13 protein-coding genes, 1 tRNA gene and 1 pseudogene are annotated in these 16,473 nt (G+C 55.3%); 9 read left to right on the top strand and 6 right to left on the bottom strand.

Annotation, left to right across the window (positions count from 1 at the left end; all coding sequences use genetic code 11):
* Positions 1-3: 3 nt before the first annotated feature.
* Positions 4-315 (bottom strand): SCP2 sterol-binding domain-containing protein, encoded by a 312-nt coding sequence (locus QIT27_RS07385; RefSeq protein WP_159342083.1) that lies wholly within the window; start codon positions 313-315, stop codon positions 4-6.
* Positions 316-486: 171 nt separating this feature from the next.
* Here QIT27_RS07385 and sohB point away from each other — a divergent pair, with 171 nt between their 5' ends.
* Positions 487-1,533, top strand: coding sequence for a protease SohB (sohB, locus tag QIT27_RS07380; protein ID WP_285263346.1), 1,047 nt, complete (start codon positions 487-489; stop codon positions 1,531-1,533).
* A gap of 29 nt (positions 1,534-1,562) precedes the next feature.
* Here the strand turns inward: sohB and QIT27_RS07375 are convergent, their stop codons facing one another.
* Complete coding sequence (locus QIT27_RS07375) at positions 1,563-1,883, bottom strand: ArsR/SmtB family transcription factor (RefSeq protein WP_159342085.1); 321 nt, start codon at positions 1,881-1,883, stop codon at positions 1,563-1,565.
* Between the two features lie 299 nt (positions 1,884-2,182).
* On the opposite strand from QIT27_RS07375, the pseudogene QIT27_RS07370 reads away from it, so the two are divergent.
* The 3 genes and pseudogenes from QIT27_RS07370 to QIT27_RS07360 all read left to right on the top strand — a co-directional run.
* A pseudogene (locus QIT27_RS07370) lies at positions 2,183-4,102 on the top strand (propionyl-CoA synthetase); the annotation flags it as partial.
* A 171-nt stretch (positions 4,103-4,273) separates the two neighbouring features.
* Complete coding sequence (locus QIT27_RS07365) at positions 4,274-4,942, top strand: 7-cyano-7-deazaguanine/7-aminomethyl-7-deazaguanine transporter (RefSeq protein WP_285263344.1); 669 nt, start codon at positions 4,274-4,276, stop codon at positions 4,940-4,942.
* A gap of 16 nt (positions 4,943-4,958) precedes the next feature.
* Positions 4,959-5,762: an alpha/beta fold hydrolase gene (locus QIT27_RS07360; RefSeq protein WP_285263343.1), complete on the top strand. Its 804-nt coding sequence runs from the start codon at positions 4,959-4,961 to the stop codon at positions 5,760-5,762.
* Here the strand turns inward: QIT27_RS07360 and QIT27_RS07355 are convergent.
* Positions 5,757-7,142, bottom strand: coding sequence for a 3'-5' exonuclease family protein (locus tag QIT27_RS07355; RefSeq protein ID WP_285263342.1), 1,386 nt, complete (start codon positions 7,140-7,142; stop codon positions 5,757-5,759). The two genes, QIT27_RS07360 and QIT27_RS07355, sit on opposite strands and share 6 nt — an antisense overlap.
* Positions 7,143-7,187: 45 nt before the next feature.
* Positions 7,188-8,345: an ABC transporter substrate-binding protein gene (locus tag QIT27_RS07350; protein WP_253016416.1), complete on the bottom strand. Its 1,158-nt coding sequence runs from the start codon at positions 8,343-8,345 to the stop codon at positions 7,188-7,190.
* A gap of 147 nt (positions 8,346-8,492) precedes the next feature.
* Here QIT27_RS07350 and QIT27_RS07345 point away from each other — a divergent pair, with 147 nt between their 5' ends.
* Both QIT27_RS07345 and QIT27_RS07340 read left to right on the top strand, forming a co-directional pair.
* Positions 8,493-10,199: a potassium/proton antiporter gene (locus QIT27_RS07345; protein ID WP_159342091.1), complete on the top strand. Its 1,707-nt coding sequence runs from the start codon at positions 8,493-8,495 to the stop codon at positions 10,197-10,199.
* A gap of 58 nt (positions 10,200-10,257) precedes the next feature.
* A tRNA-Ser gene (locus QIT27_RS07340) sits at positions 10,258-10,348 on the top strand.
* A gap of 181 nt (positions 10,349-10,529) precedes the next feature.
* Here the strand turns inward: QIT27_RS07340 and QIT27_RS07335 are convergent.
* Both QIT27_RS07335 and QIT27_RS07330 read right to left on the bottom strand, forming a co-directional pair.
* Positions 10,530-11,309: a transporter substrate-binding domain-containing protein gene (locus tag QIT27_RS07335; RefSeq protein ID WP_285263341.1), complete on the bottom strand. Its 780-nt coding sequence runs from the start codon at positions 11,307-11,309 to the stop codon at positions 10,530-10,532.
* Positions 11,310-11,542: 233 nt separating this feature from the next.
* Positions 11,543-12,862 carry an acetamidase/formamidase family protein gene (locus QIT27_RS07330; protein WP_284453630.1) on the bottom strand — a complete coding sequence of 440 codons (1,320 nt, stop codon included), beginning with the start codon at positions 12,860-12,862 and terminating at the stop codon, positions 11,543-11,545.
* A gap of 169 nt (positions 12,863-13,031) precedes the next feature.
* Between QIT27_RS07330 and QIT27_RS07325 the strand changes: the two genes are divergently transcribed.
* The 3 genes from QIT27_RS07325 (at position 13,032) to QIT27_RS07315 (ending at position 16,280) form a co-directional block, all read left to right on the top strand.
* Positions 13,032-13,415, top strand: a complete 384-nt coding sequence (locus QIT27_RS07325) for a 3-keto-5-aminohexanoate cleavage protein (protein WP_285263340.1) — start codon at positions 13,032-13,034, stop codon at positions 13,413-13,415.
* Positions 13,416-13,998: 583 nt separating this feature from the next.
* Positions 13,999-14,367 (top strand): GFA family protein, encoded by a 369-nt coding sequence (locus QIT27_RS07320; RefSeq protein WP_285263339.1) that lies wholly within the window; start codon positions 13,999-14,001, stop codon positions 14,365-14,367.
* A 1,337-nt stretch (positions 14,368-15,704) separates the two neighbouring features.
* On the top strand, positions 15,705-16,280 hold the full coding sequence (locus QIT27_RS07315) for a hypothetical protein (protein WP_285263338.1): 576 nt from the start codon (positions 15,705-15,707) through the stop codon (positions 16,278-16,280).
* Positions 16,281-16,473 lie beyond the last annotated feature (193 nt).

Below are 16,473 nucleotides of genomic sequence, written 5' to 3'. Positions count from 1 at the left end.
AGCTTACTCGCTAGGGAACAGGCTGGTCAGTTTGGTGGCCAGCATGACGTTGCCGGTGGCTTTCAGTTTACCGGTCATGAACGCTGTCATGCCGTTGATGTCGCCATTCATGATGCCCTTCAGCGTATCCGTACTCATGCTCAGGCTCACCGAAGGGTCGTCGTGCTCGCCTTCATGCACGCCCAGCGTACCGTCTTGAATGTCTAGGTAGTGACTGCCCGCATCCGAGAAGTGAAACTGGAAGACTTCGTTCATGCCTTTGGCCGCATCGGGATTAAAGCGGGCCTGCAACTTTTCGAGCGTAGTGGATGACATAGGGGTAATTCCTAAGCGTTAAGTGGGTCACAAAAAGGTCATGCCTGACGTGAGACTATTTCAAACATTTGTTTTAATCAAGCCTGATATAACAAGTGTGCGGCTTGGACTGACGACGTGGCAAAAAAGTAACCGTTTTAAACGTTTAAACACAGCAAAAGGAGAGTGACGATGGCTGAATGGCTCGCAGAAATGGGCACATTCCTACTGCAAACGACGCTGATCATGGCAGCCGCCGGGCTGATGTTGCTCATCGTTTTGCGCAGCAAAGAGAGTAACGAACAAGGCCTGAAGCTACACGTCGAGTCGCTCAACGACCAGCGTCGGGCTCGCCATCGCCGGCTTCGCGTCACGACCACCGCCCAGGGCGCACGCAAAAAGCTGTTGAAGGCGTTTCGCCAGGAAGAGAAAGCGCGACAAAAGGCGGCCAGGCAGGGCAAGAGTGATGACCAGACGCGCCAAAAAGTATGGGTGTTGGATTTCCATGGAGATATCAAAGCCTCGCAAGCGGAGCAGTTTGCCCAGGAGGTCTCTGCGGTCATCGAGATCGCCAGCGCCGACGACGAAGTCATCGTCAGGCTCGAATCGGCAGGCGGCTTGGTACATGCCTATGGTCTGGCCGCTGCTCAGCTCGACCGGTTGCGTCAGGCAGGTCTGAGCACGACCGTATGTATCGATAAAGTCGCGGCCAGCGGCGGTTATATGATGGCCTGTACCGCCAACCACATCAAAGCCGCGCCGTTTGCGGTCATCGGCTCGATTGGTGTCGTGGCGCAAGTCCCCAATATCCATCGCTTGCTCAAGCGAAACGACATCGACGTAGAACTGCTGACCGCGGGTAAATACAAGCGCACGCTGACGGTGTTGGGGGAAAACACCCAAGAGGGGCGGGAGAAATTCATCGATGACTTGGAAAACACCCACCGCTTGTTCAAAGACTACGTCTCCCAACACCGCCCGGAGATGGACATCGACAAGCTCGCCACAGGCGAGATTTGGTATGGCAGCGAAGCCTTGGCGCAGAAGCTGGTGGATAGCGTCGGTACCAGTGAGGCTTACCTGGTAGAGCGCATTGCCGAAGCCCAGGTGTATCGTGTGAGGTTAGAGCCGCCGAAAACCATCAGCCGTAAGGTAGGGTTGGCGATCTCGGCGGGCGTAGAGCATGCCATGGTAAAAGCCCTGGGTGTGATCGACACGGCGGGGTGGCAGCGTCGTTAACAGTGCGATAAGCGAACTATGATGACGCGTTATGCCGCGTAGTGTTGCGCCAGGGTGGCAATGATCGCCTTGGCGCTGTCGCTACTTAGGGAGTAATAAATGGTTTGTGACTCCCGCCGGGTATTGACCAGCTGGTCGCGACGTAAAATCGCGAGATGTTGCGACAGTGCCGATTGGCTCAATGAAAGTTGCTGGTTGATCTGCGTCACCGACAACTCTTTTTCCGCCAACAAGCATAGAATTTGTAACCGTTTTTCGTTGGCCAGCGCTTTGAGCAAATGTGTGCCTGCCTCGATGGCGTGACCGTTATGTTCCAGAAGACGTGCAGCGGCGCTAGTAGAAGCAGACATGAAGTTCTCCTTGCCTACACTGTTATGACAGCGTTGTTATAGATTATGTAGCCATCGTCGCGTCGCGAGGATTGGGTTGTTTAATGATCAGTAATTTAGGGGTTTTTGTCCAAATACCGGTTTAACGCTCTATCAATGGTAATGCCGCTGGTGTTGTTGACAATGCTGGCGCTTAGATACGGCTTTGGTCGAGTTTACGCCCATAGTATGAGGGTGAGATGGATGGTTACTTTATAAAGTGTCAACAATCCATCTTTGCTTTGAAGATGCTTCATCACTGACACAATAATCACAAGGTCACCATGAGCCTCTATCAGCGTACGTACCAGCACTCTATCGAACATCCCGACACGTTCTGGGCCGAGCAGGCCAAGCGGCTCCCTTGGTACACGCCGCCCAGCACCATTCTTACTTACGATGAGCAGCGCCACGCTCGATGGTTTGACGATGGCGAACTCAATATCTGCTACGCCGCCCTCGATTATCATGTGGAGCAGGGCCGCGGTAATCAGCCTGCGCTCTATTGGGACTCTCCCGTCACAGATGCCAAGCAAACGCTCAGTTACCGAGAGCTGCGTGATCGGGTGGCGCATTTTGCAGGTGGGCTTGCCAAGCTGGGGGTGAGCAAAGGCGACCGCGTGATCATTTACATGCCCATGGTGCCCGAGGCGCTGATTGCCATGTACGCTTGTGCCCGGCTAGGCGCGGTGCATTCCGTGGTGTTTGGCGGGTTTGCACCCCATGAGCTGGCGGTGCGCATCGAAGATGCCGAGCCCAAGGTGGTCATCGTCGCATCTTGTGGGGTTGAGGTCGATAAGGTGTTGCCTTACAAACCGATCGTCGATAAAGCCATCGCGCTGAGCAGCTTCAAGCCAGACGCCTGCGTGGTGTATCAACGCGAGGCGCATCGTGCAGAGCTTCAGCCCGGCGATGTGGACTGGCAAACCCTAGTGGCGGATGCCCCTTACGTGGAGTGTGTCCCCGTCAAAGCGACCGATCCACTTTACGTGCTGTATACCTCAGGCACGACCGGTAAGCCGAAAGGCGTCGTGCGTGATACCGGCGGCTATGCGGTCGCCCTGGCGTACTCCATGGAAGCCGTCTACGACTTGGCCCCAGGTGATGTGATGTTCACCGCCTCGGATGTGGGGTGGGTGGTAGGGCACTCCTACATCGTCTATGCACCGCTACTGCGTGGCTGCACCACCGTGGTGTATGAAGGAAAACCAGTGAAAACGCCGGATGCTGGTGCGTTTTGGCGTTTGATCGAGGAGTACAAAGTGAAGAGTTTCTTCACGGCGCCCACGGCGTTTCGGGCCATTAAAAAAGAGGACCCAGACGCCAAACAGCTAGAGAAATACGACATTAGCAGTCTGCGGCATCTTTACGTGGCGGGGGAGCGTCTGGACCCACCCACCTTTCACTGGCTGGACGATCTGCTCGATGTGCCGGTCATCGACCACTGGTGGCAAACTGAAACCGGCTGGCCGATTGCCGCCAATCTGCCGGGTATCGAAGCGGCGCCCACTAAGGCAGGGTCTGCCACATACCCGGTGCCCGGGTTCAACGTGCAAATAATGGATCGCGACGGCGAACGGTCGCCAGCCATGCAGCAGGGCAGCGTCGTGATTCAGCAGCCGCTGCCGCCAGGGTGTTTGGTCGGCATCTGGCGAGATCCGCAGCGCTTTCACAGTGCTTATATGGCTGCTTACCCTGGCTATTACTTGACCGGCGACGGCGGCTACTTCGATGAAGAGGGCTACCTATTCATCATGGGGCGCACCGACGATGTGATCAACGTGGCGGGGCACCGCCTCTCCACGGGAGAAATGGAGGAAGTCGTAGGCGCGCATCCTGCCGTGGCGGAGTGCGCGGTGATCGGCATTCACGACGAGCTGAAAGGGCAACTGCCAGTAGGGCTGGTGATTCCCAAAGATGGCTTCGACGGCGATGAAGCAACGCTGGAGGCCGAACTCATCGAGCGCGTGCGTGAACACATTGGCCCCATTGCCTGCTTCAAGCAGGTGCTGATCGTGAACCGGCTGCCCAAAACTCGGTCGGGCAAGATACTGCGCAAGCTGCTGCGTAATATCGCCGATGGCAAGTCCTTTGGTATTCCCTCCACCATCGATGACCCCACCAGCCTAGACGATGTGCATGCGGCGATGCGCGAGCGCAACGTTGGGGCGGCCGACCGAGCAACCCCCACCGATAGCTGATGTCGTGATGCCCACCCCGTCACTCAATGCCTGGGTGACGGGGAGCAGCACCCAAGCTGCGCCGTCTTTCATTAGCGTGAGGAACGCGTATAATGCGCGCCCCAGTGGCGCTAACCGCGCTTGTCCGAGGGTTCCCTAACCCCTCTCTCTAGTAAAAAAAGGCCAATCCACATGTTCGCTTTAACCGACGCCCAACATCGCCGCTGTCTCATGGTGATGGTCGCTTTCCATATTGCCATCATCGCTGCCAGTAACTACTTGGTGCAGCTACCCTTTACGCTGTTTGGTTTCCACACCACTTGGGGCGCATTCAGCTTCCCGTTTATCTTTCTCGCCACTGACTTGACGGTGCGACTGTTTGGTAAGGGGCCAGCCCGTAGCATTATCTTGCGTGTAATGTTTCCCGCGTTGCTAGTGTCTTACGTGGTCTCGGTGATATTCCCACGTGGCAGCTTCGCCGGTATCGAAGCGCTAGGCGAGTGGAATCTCTTCGTTGCTCGCATTGCCGTTGCCAGTTTTCTGGCGTACGTGCTTGGCCAGCTGTTGGACGTGCAGGTGTTCGACCGGCTGCGCCAGTGGGCCTGGTGGGTTGCGCCAGTGTGCTCGACGATTCTCGGCAATCTTGCGGATACGTTTGCCTTCTTTGCCACCGCCTTCTATAACAGTCCTGACCCGTTCATGGCTCAACACTGGGTAGAAATTGCGGCCGTCGATTACGCCATCAAGCTGGGTATTAGCCTGCTGATCTTCCTGCCGCTGTACGGTCTACTGCTAGCTTGGCTGACTCGCCGCTTGGTGGTCTGGACTGGGCAGGCCGGCGCCGCCCCGCGAACCGCTTAACCGATAAGGAAGTAGCATGACCGACCATGCCCCCGTGGATCTTTATGTGATGGACCTGCCCGCTGACGGCGACGCAGAAAGCCAGCCGCTGGTAGTGATTCATGGCTTGCTCGGCAGTGCCGACAACTGGCGCTCGCATCTGAAAGTGTGGCAACGAAAGCGCCGAGTCATCGCGGTCGACCTGCGCAACCACGGCCGCTCTCCACACGCCGAAGGCATGAGCTATCACGCCATGAGCCAGGACGTGCTGTCGGCACTGGATAAGCTGGGCATCGACCAGGCCCATATTTTGGGCCACTCCATGGGGGGCAAGGTTGCCATGACGCTGGCCCGCCAAGCGCCGCAGCGCTGCCTGTCGCTGATGGTGGCCGATATTGCCCCGGTGGCGTACCAGCACGGCCATGACGATGTCTTTGCTGCGCTCGCGCAGGTACGGGAAGGCAAGCCGACCAACCGCCGTGACGCAGATGCCTTGTTGGCCCAACACGTGGACTCGCGGCCGACCAGGCTGTTCCTGGCGACCAACCTCGTGCGGAATGAGCAAGGAGTGATGGGAGTGCGGGTTGGTTTGGACGAAATTCAGCGCGGCTACGAGGCCATCATCGGCCAGCCCGATGGCGATGGCCCGTACGAGGGGGCAACGCTAGTGCTGCGCGGGGCAGAGTCTCAGTACGTGAGCGACGATATGCTGCCCGCCCTGCGCGAAGTGCTACCGCGAGCGCGGCTGATGACTCTGAAAAACGCCGGTCACTGGCTGCACGCCGACCAGCCAGAGGCGTTTCAGCAAGCCATCGACGCTTTCATAGCGGCGCAATCATAGCGGCGAAATCCTGAGCTTGTGCTGTTCTGGCGCGTTCAAAAAACGCGTCAGGATACGATAGGTATCCACATCGAACTGTGGCGCTTCCCCCGTTAGCGCCTGGGCGCGTCTGCGGGTCGTGGCGCTACCCAAGTAGCACCAATGGTCGACCACATGATGCGCAATGGGGCCGCCGCGACGACTCTGCTCGCGAATCACGATCCGGCCAGGCCACGGCCATGCGCTCACCTGCAGTTTGGCCAGGGCCTGCTGGGCGCGCTGGGTGTGCGCGTCCAACGACTCTTGCCCGCAGCATGCGCCCCGGCATTTACCGAGCTGTTGCGCAAAGCAGCGGCCGTTGCCTTTTTCCAAGCCCAGCACCCGTGGGCAAAGCTGATGCTCTTCGGCGACGCTACGAAGCGCCTCTTTGGCTTCTTTGGCGCTTCTGAATAATCCGAACAGCTTGCCGGGCTGAGGCTGGCTGAGGGCTTTGCCGCTGACCAGCGTGGGGCAGGGGGCATCGCTCGGCCAGTACCAGGTTTTCAGCTGCCCTTGGCGGCGTAGCTGCCGATTCATGATCGGCATCAACGTTTTGACGAGCTTGGCCTCCCTCAGTTGCGCACTCAAATCCCCCGCGGTCTCCTCCCATTCGATATGCTGGATTTGTTGAGCAAGGCGCATCTCTTTATCGTTTTGGTGATCGCGCTGAAAGTGTCCCAAAACGCGGCTACGCAGGTTGACGCTTTTGCCCACGTAAAGCGGCAGTCGGTTATGGCCATAAAACAGATACACGCCGGGAGCGCTGGGTAAATCGGCGAGCTGCTCGCTGGCGAGATGGGCAGGCAAGCTACGGTGACGCTGCTCATCGGCAAGGGCGCCCTGCCAACGTTCAGGCTCACACTGGCGCTGCCAAGTTTGCCATAGCGCCCAGAGCGCGGTGGCGTCATCTTCGGCGCGGTGTTGGCGTGCCCGGGAAATGTCAAAATGCGTCAGCAGCGCCTCCAAGTTGTGCGCTGACAGCGTGGGGTACAAGCGTCGGGAAAGACGCAGCGTGCATATCAGCGTTGGCCGGTAGGTGTAGCCCGCGCATTTGAACTCATTGCGTAAAAAGCTGGCATCAAAGCGGGCGTTGTGAGCGACCAGCGTGGCGCTGCCGAGCCACTCCAACAGCGACGCGGCGATGGTGGAAAAAGCTGGCGCATCCGCCAGCATGTCGTCGTCAATCCCAGTGAGCTGGCTAATATGAGCCGGCACGCTGGTGCCGGGATGAATCAAGCTAACGTACCGCTCGACGACATTGCCATCCACAACCTTGAGCGCGGCAATTTCGGTGATGCGATCACGGGTGGCGCGGGTGCCGGTGGTTTCTACATCGATAAACACTAGTGGGGTATCGTGCATGCTGCTCCAGCGTGTTGAAGATGAGGCTAGTCTTGCCGTGGCAGATCACCGTTCCATCAGCAGATGCGGATTCACCGCCAACCGCGAGACGGGAAGCTCGGTGGTCGTCACGCCGACGCTGCGCAAATAGCGCTCAAACGCCGCATAGCGCCGTTCATCGAGTGCGGCCGGGCTCAACGTGACGCGGCGAAGCAAATCTTCCCAGGCTGCTTGATGAATGGGGTTGTCCAGCACGGGGTGCGTCGTGACCAGCAGCGACCAGGCTTCGTTGGGATGCTCGATCATCCAGTTGCTGGCTTCTTCCAATGCCAATAGTACTCGCGACCATGTGGTGGCTCGGCGAGATACGGCATCGCTGTTGGCCAGTAGAATCAGCCCGTCATGGCGGGGGATGTCGAGCTCGCTATAGCGCACGGTGTGCGTGACGATGCCATCGGACGCTAACTGTTGTGGCAGCGTATGGAAAAAACCATCCGCTACCGCGTCGACTCTGCTCGAACGCAGGGCATCGGCGGCATCGAAATGCACGCTTTCAGGCGCAACGAAATCGTCCACTTGACGGACTGAACGGGGCACCAGCCGCTCCACCAGCACATCGCGCCCTTCACGGGTAGAAAAACCGTAATGCAGATCGGCGAGGGCGTCCTCGGTTTCTGCAGGAGGCGGCGCTTCACCGGCAACGATGATGGCATTAAGCGGAGTCTCGATCAGCGTGGCGATGCGCACGATGGGCGCGCCTTCGTGGGCATGCAAGTGCAGCAGCGGCTGGCGCGTCAGCGCTAAATCAACTTCTCCCGCTGACAAAAGCTTGATGGCAATGGACGGGTCGGCAGGCGTCGAAAGCTCGATATCCAAGCCCTGAGCAGCAAAAAGCCCACGCTCTTTCGCCACAATGAGTGCCGCATGCTGGGGGCTTAAATACCAATCCAGCATCAGTGTGAGCTGTTTGAGCGGTGGCGGGTCGAGTGGCGGTGGTGGCATCACCGCCATGCTCGGGGCCTCTTCGGGAACAACTGCTTCACGGCCGTCATCGCTCGGCCATAGCCCCTCGGGCAGCATCACGTCGCTATCCAGACTGAGCGGCGCCTCTGGAGTATCGGCTTCGCGCTCTTCGTTTGCGTAAGTCGCTGAAACTGAAAATAATAAAATTAAGGCCAATGACAGTGCTATCAATGAACGTCCACGCAAAAAAGCGTTCAACATAACCTCAACTCCCGATGGTAGGACGGCGGAGTTTAGCTGTCAGGCAAAGCACCTGGCTAGCCCCTTGCATAAACCCAGAGAACACGCTCAGTAAATTAAGCAGTGGCATGCAATAATAGAACGGCATTGATGTAGAGACGGAGAGACATGGACGCAATTTATACGTTCTTCCTTGTAGGTGGTTCCCTGATGACGCTCAGTATCTTGGCGAGCCGCCTCTCATCCATGGTGGGCGTACCGCTGCTGCTGATTTTCTTGGGCCTGGGCATGTTGGCCGGTGAAGAGGGCCTGCTAGGAGTCGAGTTCGACGATTACTCCATGGCCTTCACCATTGGTCACCTAGCGCTCGCCATGATCCTGCTTGACGGTGGCCTGCGCACCCGCCTCAAAACGTTCCGGGTGGGCTTCCGTCCTGCGCTGTCTCTCGCCACCCTGGGTGTTTTCATTACGAGCGCTATCGTCGGCGTCATTGCCATGTGGGTGTTCGATCTCTCCCTGGTGCAGGGATTGCTTGTGGGGGCCATTGTCGGGTCCACCGATGCCGCAGCGGTCTTTTCCATGCTGAGTGGCCGTGGGGTGAACCTGAACGAACGGGTAGGGGCCACGCTGGAAATCGAATCGGGTACCAACGACCCGATGGCGATTTTCTTGACTCTCATGCTGGTGGAGCTGTTGGTCGGTGATATTGGCGGTGTGACCGAAACGCTGCTGTTCTTCGTTTCTCAGTTTGGTATTGGGTTGGCGGTGGGTATTGGTGGCGGCTGGCTGAGCGCCAAGCTGCTCCGCTGGCTGGATTTGGCGCCGGGCCTTTATGCAATGCTGGCGCTGGCGCTTGGCTTTAGCGTATTCGGGCTAACCAGCGTGCTGGGGGGGAGCGGCTTCTTGGCCATTTACCTGGCGGGCTTGATGATTGGTAACCAGCCCGGGCGGCACCTCAACTTTATTCTCCCCGTGCACGACGGCTTGGCATGGCTGAGCCAAATCGGCCTGTTCTTGGTGTTGGGCCTGCTGGTAACCCCTAGCCAGCTTTGGGAAGTGGCGCTACCAGCGGGGTTCGTCGCGTTGGCGTTGATCTTCATTGCCCGCCCGCTGGCCGTACTGATCACCATCAAACCCTTCTTTAAATTCCGTTGGCGCGAAACCTTCTTCATTGCTTGGGTTGGCCTACGCGGCGCCGTGCCTATCGTGTTAGCGATCTTCCCGGTGATTGGCGGTGTCGAAAACGCCTCGCTCTATTTCAACGTGGCCTTCGCGGTTGTATTGATGTCGTTGCTGATTCAAGGCGGCTCGCTCACGCTGATGGCCCGCTGGTTGAAAGTCGAAGTGCCAGCGGGCACTACGCCTAACCGTCGAGGCCCGCTGGGTATTTTGCCGGATAACGACTTCGAGATGTTCGTGTACGTGGTCGAAAACGAAGACCTGGAAGACGTTCCCATTCGCCTGCTGCGGTTCCCCTCGGGCGCACTGATTTCTGCGCTATTCCGCAATCACGTCATGCTGCATCCCAAAGGCAGCACCCGGCTGAAGCTGGGCGATGTGATCTGCGTGATCGGTCGCACGGAAGACCTCGTTGCGCTCAACCGGCTGTTCAACGGTGATGCCAAGCTTAAACAGGAGCGCGCCTTCTTCGGTACCTTTACTTTGGATGGCAATGCGCAAATGCAGGACATCGCCCAAGCCTACGGCTTGACCCTGAGCCCCGGCGAGCAGGAGATGACGTTGGCGGAGTTCGTCTCGCTCAGAGTGGGAGGGCACCCCGTCGTCGGTGACGACGTGGACTGGCACGGTATCCATTGGGTCGTGAGTGAAATGGAGGGGGGCGTGATTACCCGTGTTGGCTTAAGGCTCTACTAATTTATTCAAAAGGCGTTGACTTACAAGGGGAAGCTGTTATTATACGCACCCATAAGCCGGAGGGATGGCAGAGCGGTTGAATGCACCGGTCTTGAAAACCGGCATAGGTTAATAGCCTATCCAGGGTTCGAATCCCTGTCCCTCCGCCACTTATCTCGAAAAGCCCCTGATTCGTCAGGGGCTTTTTTCGTTGTCTGAAAGTAAATTATGTCAGCGGTTTTTGCTTCTTAGAAGGTGAGTGATCCACGGTTGGTTACTTCACAATGTTTAGATACCAAAAGGGCAGCACTGGCGTGCTGCCCTCATCGCTAGCAGTATTATCACTAGGCCTTAAATCTTAATATCGTAATCCACGTACTTATTCATTAGCTCGTCGTAAGTACCGTCTTCCTTAATCTCACGTAGCGCCTCATTGAACTGATCTGCTAAAGCCTCGTTACGTGGATGAAAGGCAGCGGCGACACCATGGCCGAAATAGCTTTTGGGTTCACGGATTAGGGGTGAGCTGGTCACTACGTTGCTGCCATCCTGATTAACCCGAAGTGATGACAGCGCCAGCGGGTAATACATAAAGGCTGCGTCTAGGCGGCCTGACTGAACGTCGACCGCTAAGTCTTCGCCGGTTGCATAGCGGCGCACATCTACCAAGTCGCCGTAGGTATCGGTGATGTAGGCATCACGAATAGTGCCGCGCTGTACGCCTACCGATAAGCCTTCAAGCGCGTCTTGGTCTTCAATATCAATCTCTTTGCCTACCTGAGTCACCCACACACTGGGGTTGCTGTAGTAAGGCTCTGAGAAAAGCACCTGTTCGCGGCGTGCATCGGTAATCGCCATGGAGGAGACAATCGCGTCGTATTTGCGAGCCAGCAAGCCAGGAATGATGCCATCCCAACCTTGCTCGACCCATTCACACTCACGCTCAATGCGTCGACATACCTCTTCGCCCAGCTCGACCTCGAAGCCTGTCAACGTGCCGTCGGGTAAGCGGTACTGAAAGGGCTCAAAGGGAACGTCAACCGCTAACCGCAGCGGGGAGTCAGAGTAGGCGGGAAGGGCGAACATTAATGATGTTAAGGCGGTTGCTACGCCTAGGGTCACTCGAGACATACCGATTTTCCTTCTTCTTTTTATATAAGTGTTCATGAAAGTTACCATGCTGTCTGGCAAGCCACTACTACATATGCACCTCTGTTTTATGCAAATGAGCCAGTTGGCCTGTTAATCGAGAGACTTCGCCTGTAGGGAGAGCGAGTAAAAGTAGGCGTGTGAGCACAAAAGAAAACGAGCTGCCTATTGGAAAGGGGCAGCTCGTTGCGGGCCAGTAGCTTTAACCAGCGAACCTACAAATCATACTGCTCCCTGGCATAATCCCCCAGCCCTACCTCATCCAGCTTCGCGAGCGGCGCTAAAAACGTTACTTGGATCACCCCCGGTGCCCGGCCAATTTCAATTGCGCCGTTAACGGTGGCTCGGTTGCGGATCTCCGCCACGCTCACCTTCAGCAGTTTGGCTGCCCGTTCCAGGCCGTTTTCGATGGCGTCGTTCAGGTTGGCGGCGGTGCCGACTACTGAAATGGGCGCTAGCGGTTCAATATGAGAAACGCCCCATTTTTCCGCAAGCCGCTGCCCTTTGGCCTTTTCCGAGGCGCTGAACGGTTTGGCTAGGGGTGGCAAATCTTCCAGTAGGGGAAAGAGTACCGGGCCATCTAGCGGGTAGTGTTTGACGACTTCTACCTGCAGGGTAACGCTGCCAGCCACGTCCATGGTGTGCCCGGCAATTTCACCATCGCCTTGGCCTGCGTGCATATCGCCCATATAGACGCCCGCGCCTCGCACTTTGACTGGCGCAATCAGAATGGCGCCTGCCCGTACGGCATCAATGTCCATATGGCCATCGGTTTTGTGCTCCGCTAACTGCTCGGGCGTGATCGCGTATTCATGGGGCGCGCCTACCAAAAACGCGCCGAAATCTCCGGCGTTGTGGCTATCCGGCATCGGCATGGAAGGGCACGTGCCTAGCTGGCCCATAAACGGGCGTGTGCGAATGAGCGTGCCCGGCATATCAGAAGGCGCATAGTTAAGAATCGAGTGCTGCTTGCTGCCGTCGGGTAGCGCCGAATAGTGATCAGCACGCTGTGCAAACGTGGAAGCAACATCGCTGGGCACGGTGAGGCCAACGGTGCGCGTGTCGTCAAACGTGACGGTATAGCCATGCACAATCTCGAAGGGTTTGACGGGGTTGTTGCATACATCACATCTCACCGCGTCTTGCCCGATACCTTCAATGTGCGTTTCAGGCCACACGGTATCGCAGGTAGGGCAGCGCGCTGCCACGTAGGGGTCGCCCAGGCAAAAGCCTTCCGGTGAGCTGTCGTGCCCGGAGGCCGTCGCAATCGAGGTGATGGTAATCTCGCGTATCCGTATTGCCACGCCATCGCCTACTTCTGCACCCTCGATAAACACAGGCGTAGTCACTTCATGCCCGCCACGCAAACGGGGCGTAATCATCGGCCCCCAGCAGCCGGGAGCCGTGTTCGCGATGATGGTGCCGCCACTCTCCACTGGCCCCAGCATCGGGGCGTTGGGGTCTAACACGCTGTTGGTGAACTCTTGAACAACAACGCTTCTGCGTACAGGGGTTGAGCTTTGATCATGTTGCATGTTGCTTATCCTTTTGTTTTTAATGCAATTAATGCGCTCTGGAGTGAAGCGTGCCCCGGCAAAGCCCGCCATGTAGAGATAGGAAGTTAGCTTGATTATTAACTATTAACTCAAAGTGGGTGGTGTGTACAAGGACTGTCTATAGAGACTGCGTTTTAATCCCGGAGCCTTGTGCCAGCTTAGCTCCGTCCAAGAGAAGTTTTGCCGCCTGATAGAAGGGCTAAAGAGCACTGCCCAACTGGTGGAATGGCTGGCAGGCGAAATGCTCAAGTACAACGTGAAGCCTGAAATTGCGGCGTTTGATCTCTCGCACATCCATCAGGCGGTAGCGCTTTCAAAGCAGGGCAAGTTAAAAGCGCCGCTTTACGTTCAGTTCGTCATGGGGGTTAAAAACTCAATGCCCGCCGACAAACACAGCTTTGACTTCTTTATTGAAACGCTCAAGCGACTAGCCCCCGACGCTCAGTGGTGCGGCGCAGGCATAGGAGCCAACCAATACCGGCTGAACGAATGGTCGATTGCAGCAGGCGGCCATACCCGCACCGGGCTTTAAGATAACGTGCGGATAGATCGCGATACGCTAGCCGCCTCTAATGCAGCGCTGGTCGAGAGAACCGTCGCGCTGCGCCCAGTCGCCACCTAGCAGCAAGCCCGCGACAGGCTGGGGCTGCCAATGGTGTAAGGATATGGGTAGGTGCTGCTTTAGAGGCGAAACAATGGCAGTAAGAGTAGTGTGCCGGTTTTATCTATCTCGAAAAGTCCATTCACGAAGGGCTTTTTCTTTTTTGCCTTATTTCTTCCAGCTAGCAGTGCTTAAGGCAGCGGACAAATGCGCGCGGCGGGCGTTTGCCCATTGGATTACACAATAAGCGTGACAGAGGCTGCTGACTTCGCTAATGTTGGTTAAGAATGGTGAGGCTTGAGTGTTTTGGCTGCTTGCGACCCTTAGCGGACATTTCGGAAAATGCAGCAGGCGCGCGAATTTTGATTATACAGCCTAATGGGAATTAATGTTCATAATAATCATAGGATTAGGGTAGTATGGCAGGCTGCATTTGCCGGAAGAAAGTGCCAACACGCTAATTCAATCATAGAACGCGCCGTCTAATACACTGTTAACTGTTTCAGGAAAGATTATGTACAAAGGTAGCTGTTTATGTGGAGCAGTGGTTTTTGATCTTCTATCGGAGCTAAAAGCTACAACTCACTGTCATTGCAAAATGTGCCAGAAGCAACATGGTGCTGCTTTTGCAACTTATGCAAGTCTACCGAAAGCAGATTTAAGATATGTTTCGGGTGAAGAGCATCTTTCCTCATACAACTCATCCGGAAACATTGTCCGCAAGTTTTGTAGTGTGTGTGGTTCCAGCATAGAATGGAGCGGTAGTGAAAAATTTCCAGACTGGGTATCTATTGCAGTCGCAACACTTGATACTTCGTTTTTCCCTAAGAATATCCAGCAAGCTCACCAAGAGTCCAGAGCCTGCTGGCTAGAAATCAGTTAACAAACCAAGGCAGCGGGACAAATTTTGTTTCGCTGCGCTCAAAACGCAAAATTTGCCCCTACTTGGGGTGTTATGCAGGTCGTGCATGAGCAGAGCTTTGAGTATCTCATTGTTGGTTCAGCTGCTCTTGGTCGTGGGGTTTCTGGGGCTTGCATGGCAAGCGGATCAAGTAATAGACAAATCCGGTATCGGGGACTTAGAAGCTTGGGGTCGCTTTAATACTTTCGCCGGCATTGCGTTCTATAGCTTCGCGTTTGTATGGTTGGCTACGATTATTCTGTCGCTTGCTGGGAGAGTGTTTCGAACAACAAAGGCGCAGCTCGCCATTAGGTTGCCGCCGTTGGCTCTGATTCTGGGCTGGTGCCTCTCGTGGGTGATCTAGCAATGCATAACAATCGCAGGCACAGCGACGGCTTTTCATTGCGGCTGTGCCTCCATTACAAAGCCGCGCGTGCTGCGGGCGTTATATCAGCACCACCTCAAAGTCCGCTCCTGGCCGAATGGGGTAGCTTCAGGCTATGCTGATGTAACGGCCGCAGCATCGGTCGCTGGAGCCGATCGGCCACCGATTATCGTCAGACCAAAGGATATTGGTGCCTGTGATATTTGAAACATTAGCAACTCGATTGGGTGGGTCCGCTTTCTTAGCGGGAGTCAAGTATCTTTACGGCCGACTCGTTCCCCATAGAATCAAAGCTAAGAAGACTCCGCGGAATTTTTTCGAGCACATAGGCCCTGGGGTTTCCAAAGAGTTCGTGGTTACATCACTAGGTCCGCCGCACCGGCAGTGCGAGGAGATATGGCAATATAATTTTGGGGACGCGCTAGCGCAGATCGAATTCTATGTGGATGGGGCTGCTCGCTCAGTGGCCCTTGCCATCACTAATGACAGCCCGAAGCAGGGCTTCAAGCTGCCGACTCTTGAGGTTCCACTCGGGAAGCTGACATTTAACGAATTTCTTGTTTGCCCAGAAGGACACTTTAGGTACCGATCGACATTGAGAACGTGTGAACTTCTATATGAAGTAAAGTTTCCACCTTCATGGACGAGCAACCATTACACTTTTGGAGCACTTTGCCTACTCACACCAGGAGCACTAGCGGAATCCGCTTTCAATACCCAACTGGCCGAGGCGAATGCGAGCTCTGCCGCGAAAGATGTCCGGGTAAACTGGATCGGTCTTTCTAGTAGCTCCGAGGAGCTTTGGTTTGATTGGTCTATTGCATTGCCGGTGTCGGCTTAACGATCGACTATGTTTAGATTAGGCTATGCTCAACGCTTGCTTTTGGCCGAAAAAAAAGCCAGATTAATTAAACTTTGAAGCTCAGAGAAATATATGACATATGGATACAGGCTCAATGTTGAGCAGCTCATGCTAAGGAGAGCAAACAATAGTTTTGATGAAGCTAAGAAGAAGATGGTTGAGGTTCCTGATTCTGTGCCAGAGTCTGGAAAACCTTATTCCTTTAAAGGTCCAGGGTTTGAAGATGATGAAACTATTGCTCTCTGCATTGAAGCTATTCTTGGCTGGGCAATTTCATTTGAGGCATTTGTAAATTTAGTTTGGCATGCTCATCCAATAGCTAAAGAAGAGAATGAGAGAAGCTATGGAAGCACAACAGCCAAGCTAAAAAAATTGTACAAAATCTCTCGATTACCTTATGGCGATTCAAGTTGGAGAGCTGGCATCCAGGATCTTTTTGATATGCGAAACTATCTTGTTCATTATAAGGATCCGGTAGTTTATATAGGTTTCAGTTTTGCAGCTAAGTTTCAACACGATTTCTCAGAAAGAAGCATGCAGAAGATTCAACGAGACGTTCTCTGTGCGATAAAAGAAATTGGAGTCCTGTTTGGTGTTGAATCTGGATTTATTGATGGTGATTATGATCACTTGGTGTATAGATATTAATTCAGTTTGGTAGCATGGCTGCGCAGGCCAAGATCGGCTATAGCGGGCGAGCAGCCTAGTGAACGACTGCGATTTAGCCCTAGCTTACAATTGCAGATAACGGTTTCGCTGTGGCTGTATTACTTGTTATTTCAGTTGTGCTGAATGTCTGCTCCTGGCCGTTAGCTGACTCAAATACAGCAGCTAACGGCTC

The organism is Halomonas sp. LC1 (assembly GCF_030247125.1).
In the GTDB taxonomy this organism is placed as follows: domain Bacteria; phylum Pseudomonadota; class Gammaproteobacteria; order Pseudomonadales; family Halomonadaceae; genus Vreelandella.
This window is presented reverse-complemented; position numbering and strand designations above follow the sequence as displayed.

Coding starts and splice junctions, on each gene's coding strand:
- QIT27_RS07385 (WP_159342083.1), bottom strand. CDS start 315: ATGTCATCCACTACGCTCGAAAAGTTGCAGGCCCGCTTTAATCCCGAT.
- sohB (WP_285263346.1), top strand. CDS start 487: ATGGCTGAATGGCTCGCAGAAATGGGCACATTCCTACTGCAAACGACG.
- QIT27_RS07375 (WP_159342085.1), bottom strand. CDS start 1,883: ATGTCTGCTTCTACTAGCGCCGCTGCACGTCTTCTGGAACATAACGGT.
- QIT27_RS07365 (WP_285263344.1), top strand. CDS start 4,274: ATGTTCGCTTTAACCGACGCCCAACATCGCCGCTGTCTCATGGTGATG.
- QIT27_RS07360 (WP_285263343.1), top strand. CDS start 4,959: ATGACCGACCATGCCCCCGTGGATCTTTATGTGATGGACCTGCCCGCT.
- QIT27_RS07355 (WP_285263342.1), bottom strand. CDS start 7,142: ATGCACGATACCCCACTAGTGTTTATCGATGTAGAAACCACCGGCACC.
- QIT27_RS07350 (WP_253016416.1), bottom strand. CDS start 8,345: ATGTTGAACGCTTTTTTGCGTGGACGTTCATTGATAGCACTGTCATTG.
- QIT27_RS07345 (WP_159342091.1), top strand. CDS start 8,493: ATGGACGCAATTTATACGTTCTTCCTTGTAGGTGGTTCCCTGATGACG.
- QIT27_RS07335 (WP_285263341.1), bottom strand. CDS start 11,309: ATGTCTCGAGTGACCCTAGGCGTAGCAACCGCCTTAACATCATTAATG.
- QIT27_RS07330 (WP_284453630.1), bottom strand. CDS start 12,862: ATGCAACATGATCAAAGCTCAACCCCTGTACGCAGAAGCGTTGTTGTT.
- QIT27_RS07320 (WP_285263339.1), top strand. CDS start 13,999: ATGTACAAAGGTAGCTGTTTATGTGGAGCAGTGGTTTTTGATCTTCTA.
- QIT27_RS07315 (WP_285263338.1), top strand. CDS start 15,705: ATGACATATGGATACAGGCTCAATGTTGAGCAGCTCATGCTAAGGAGA.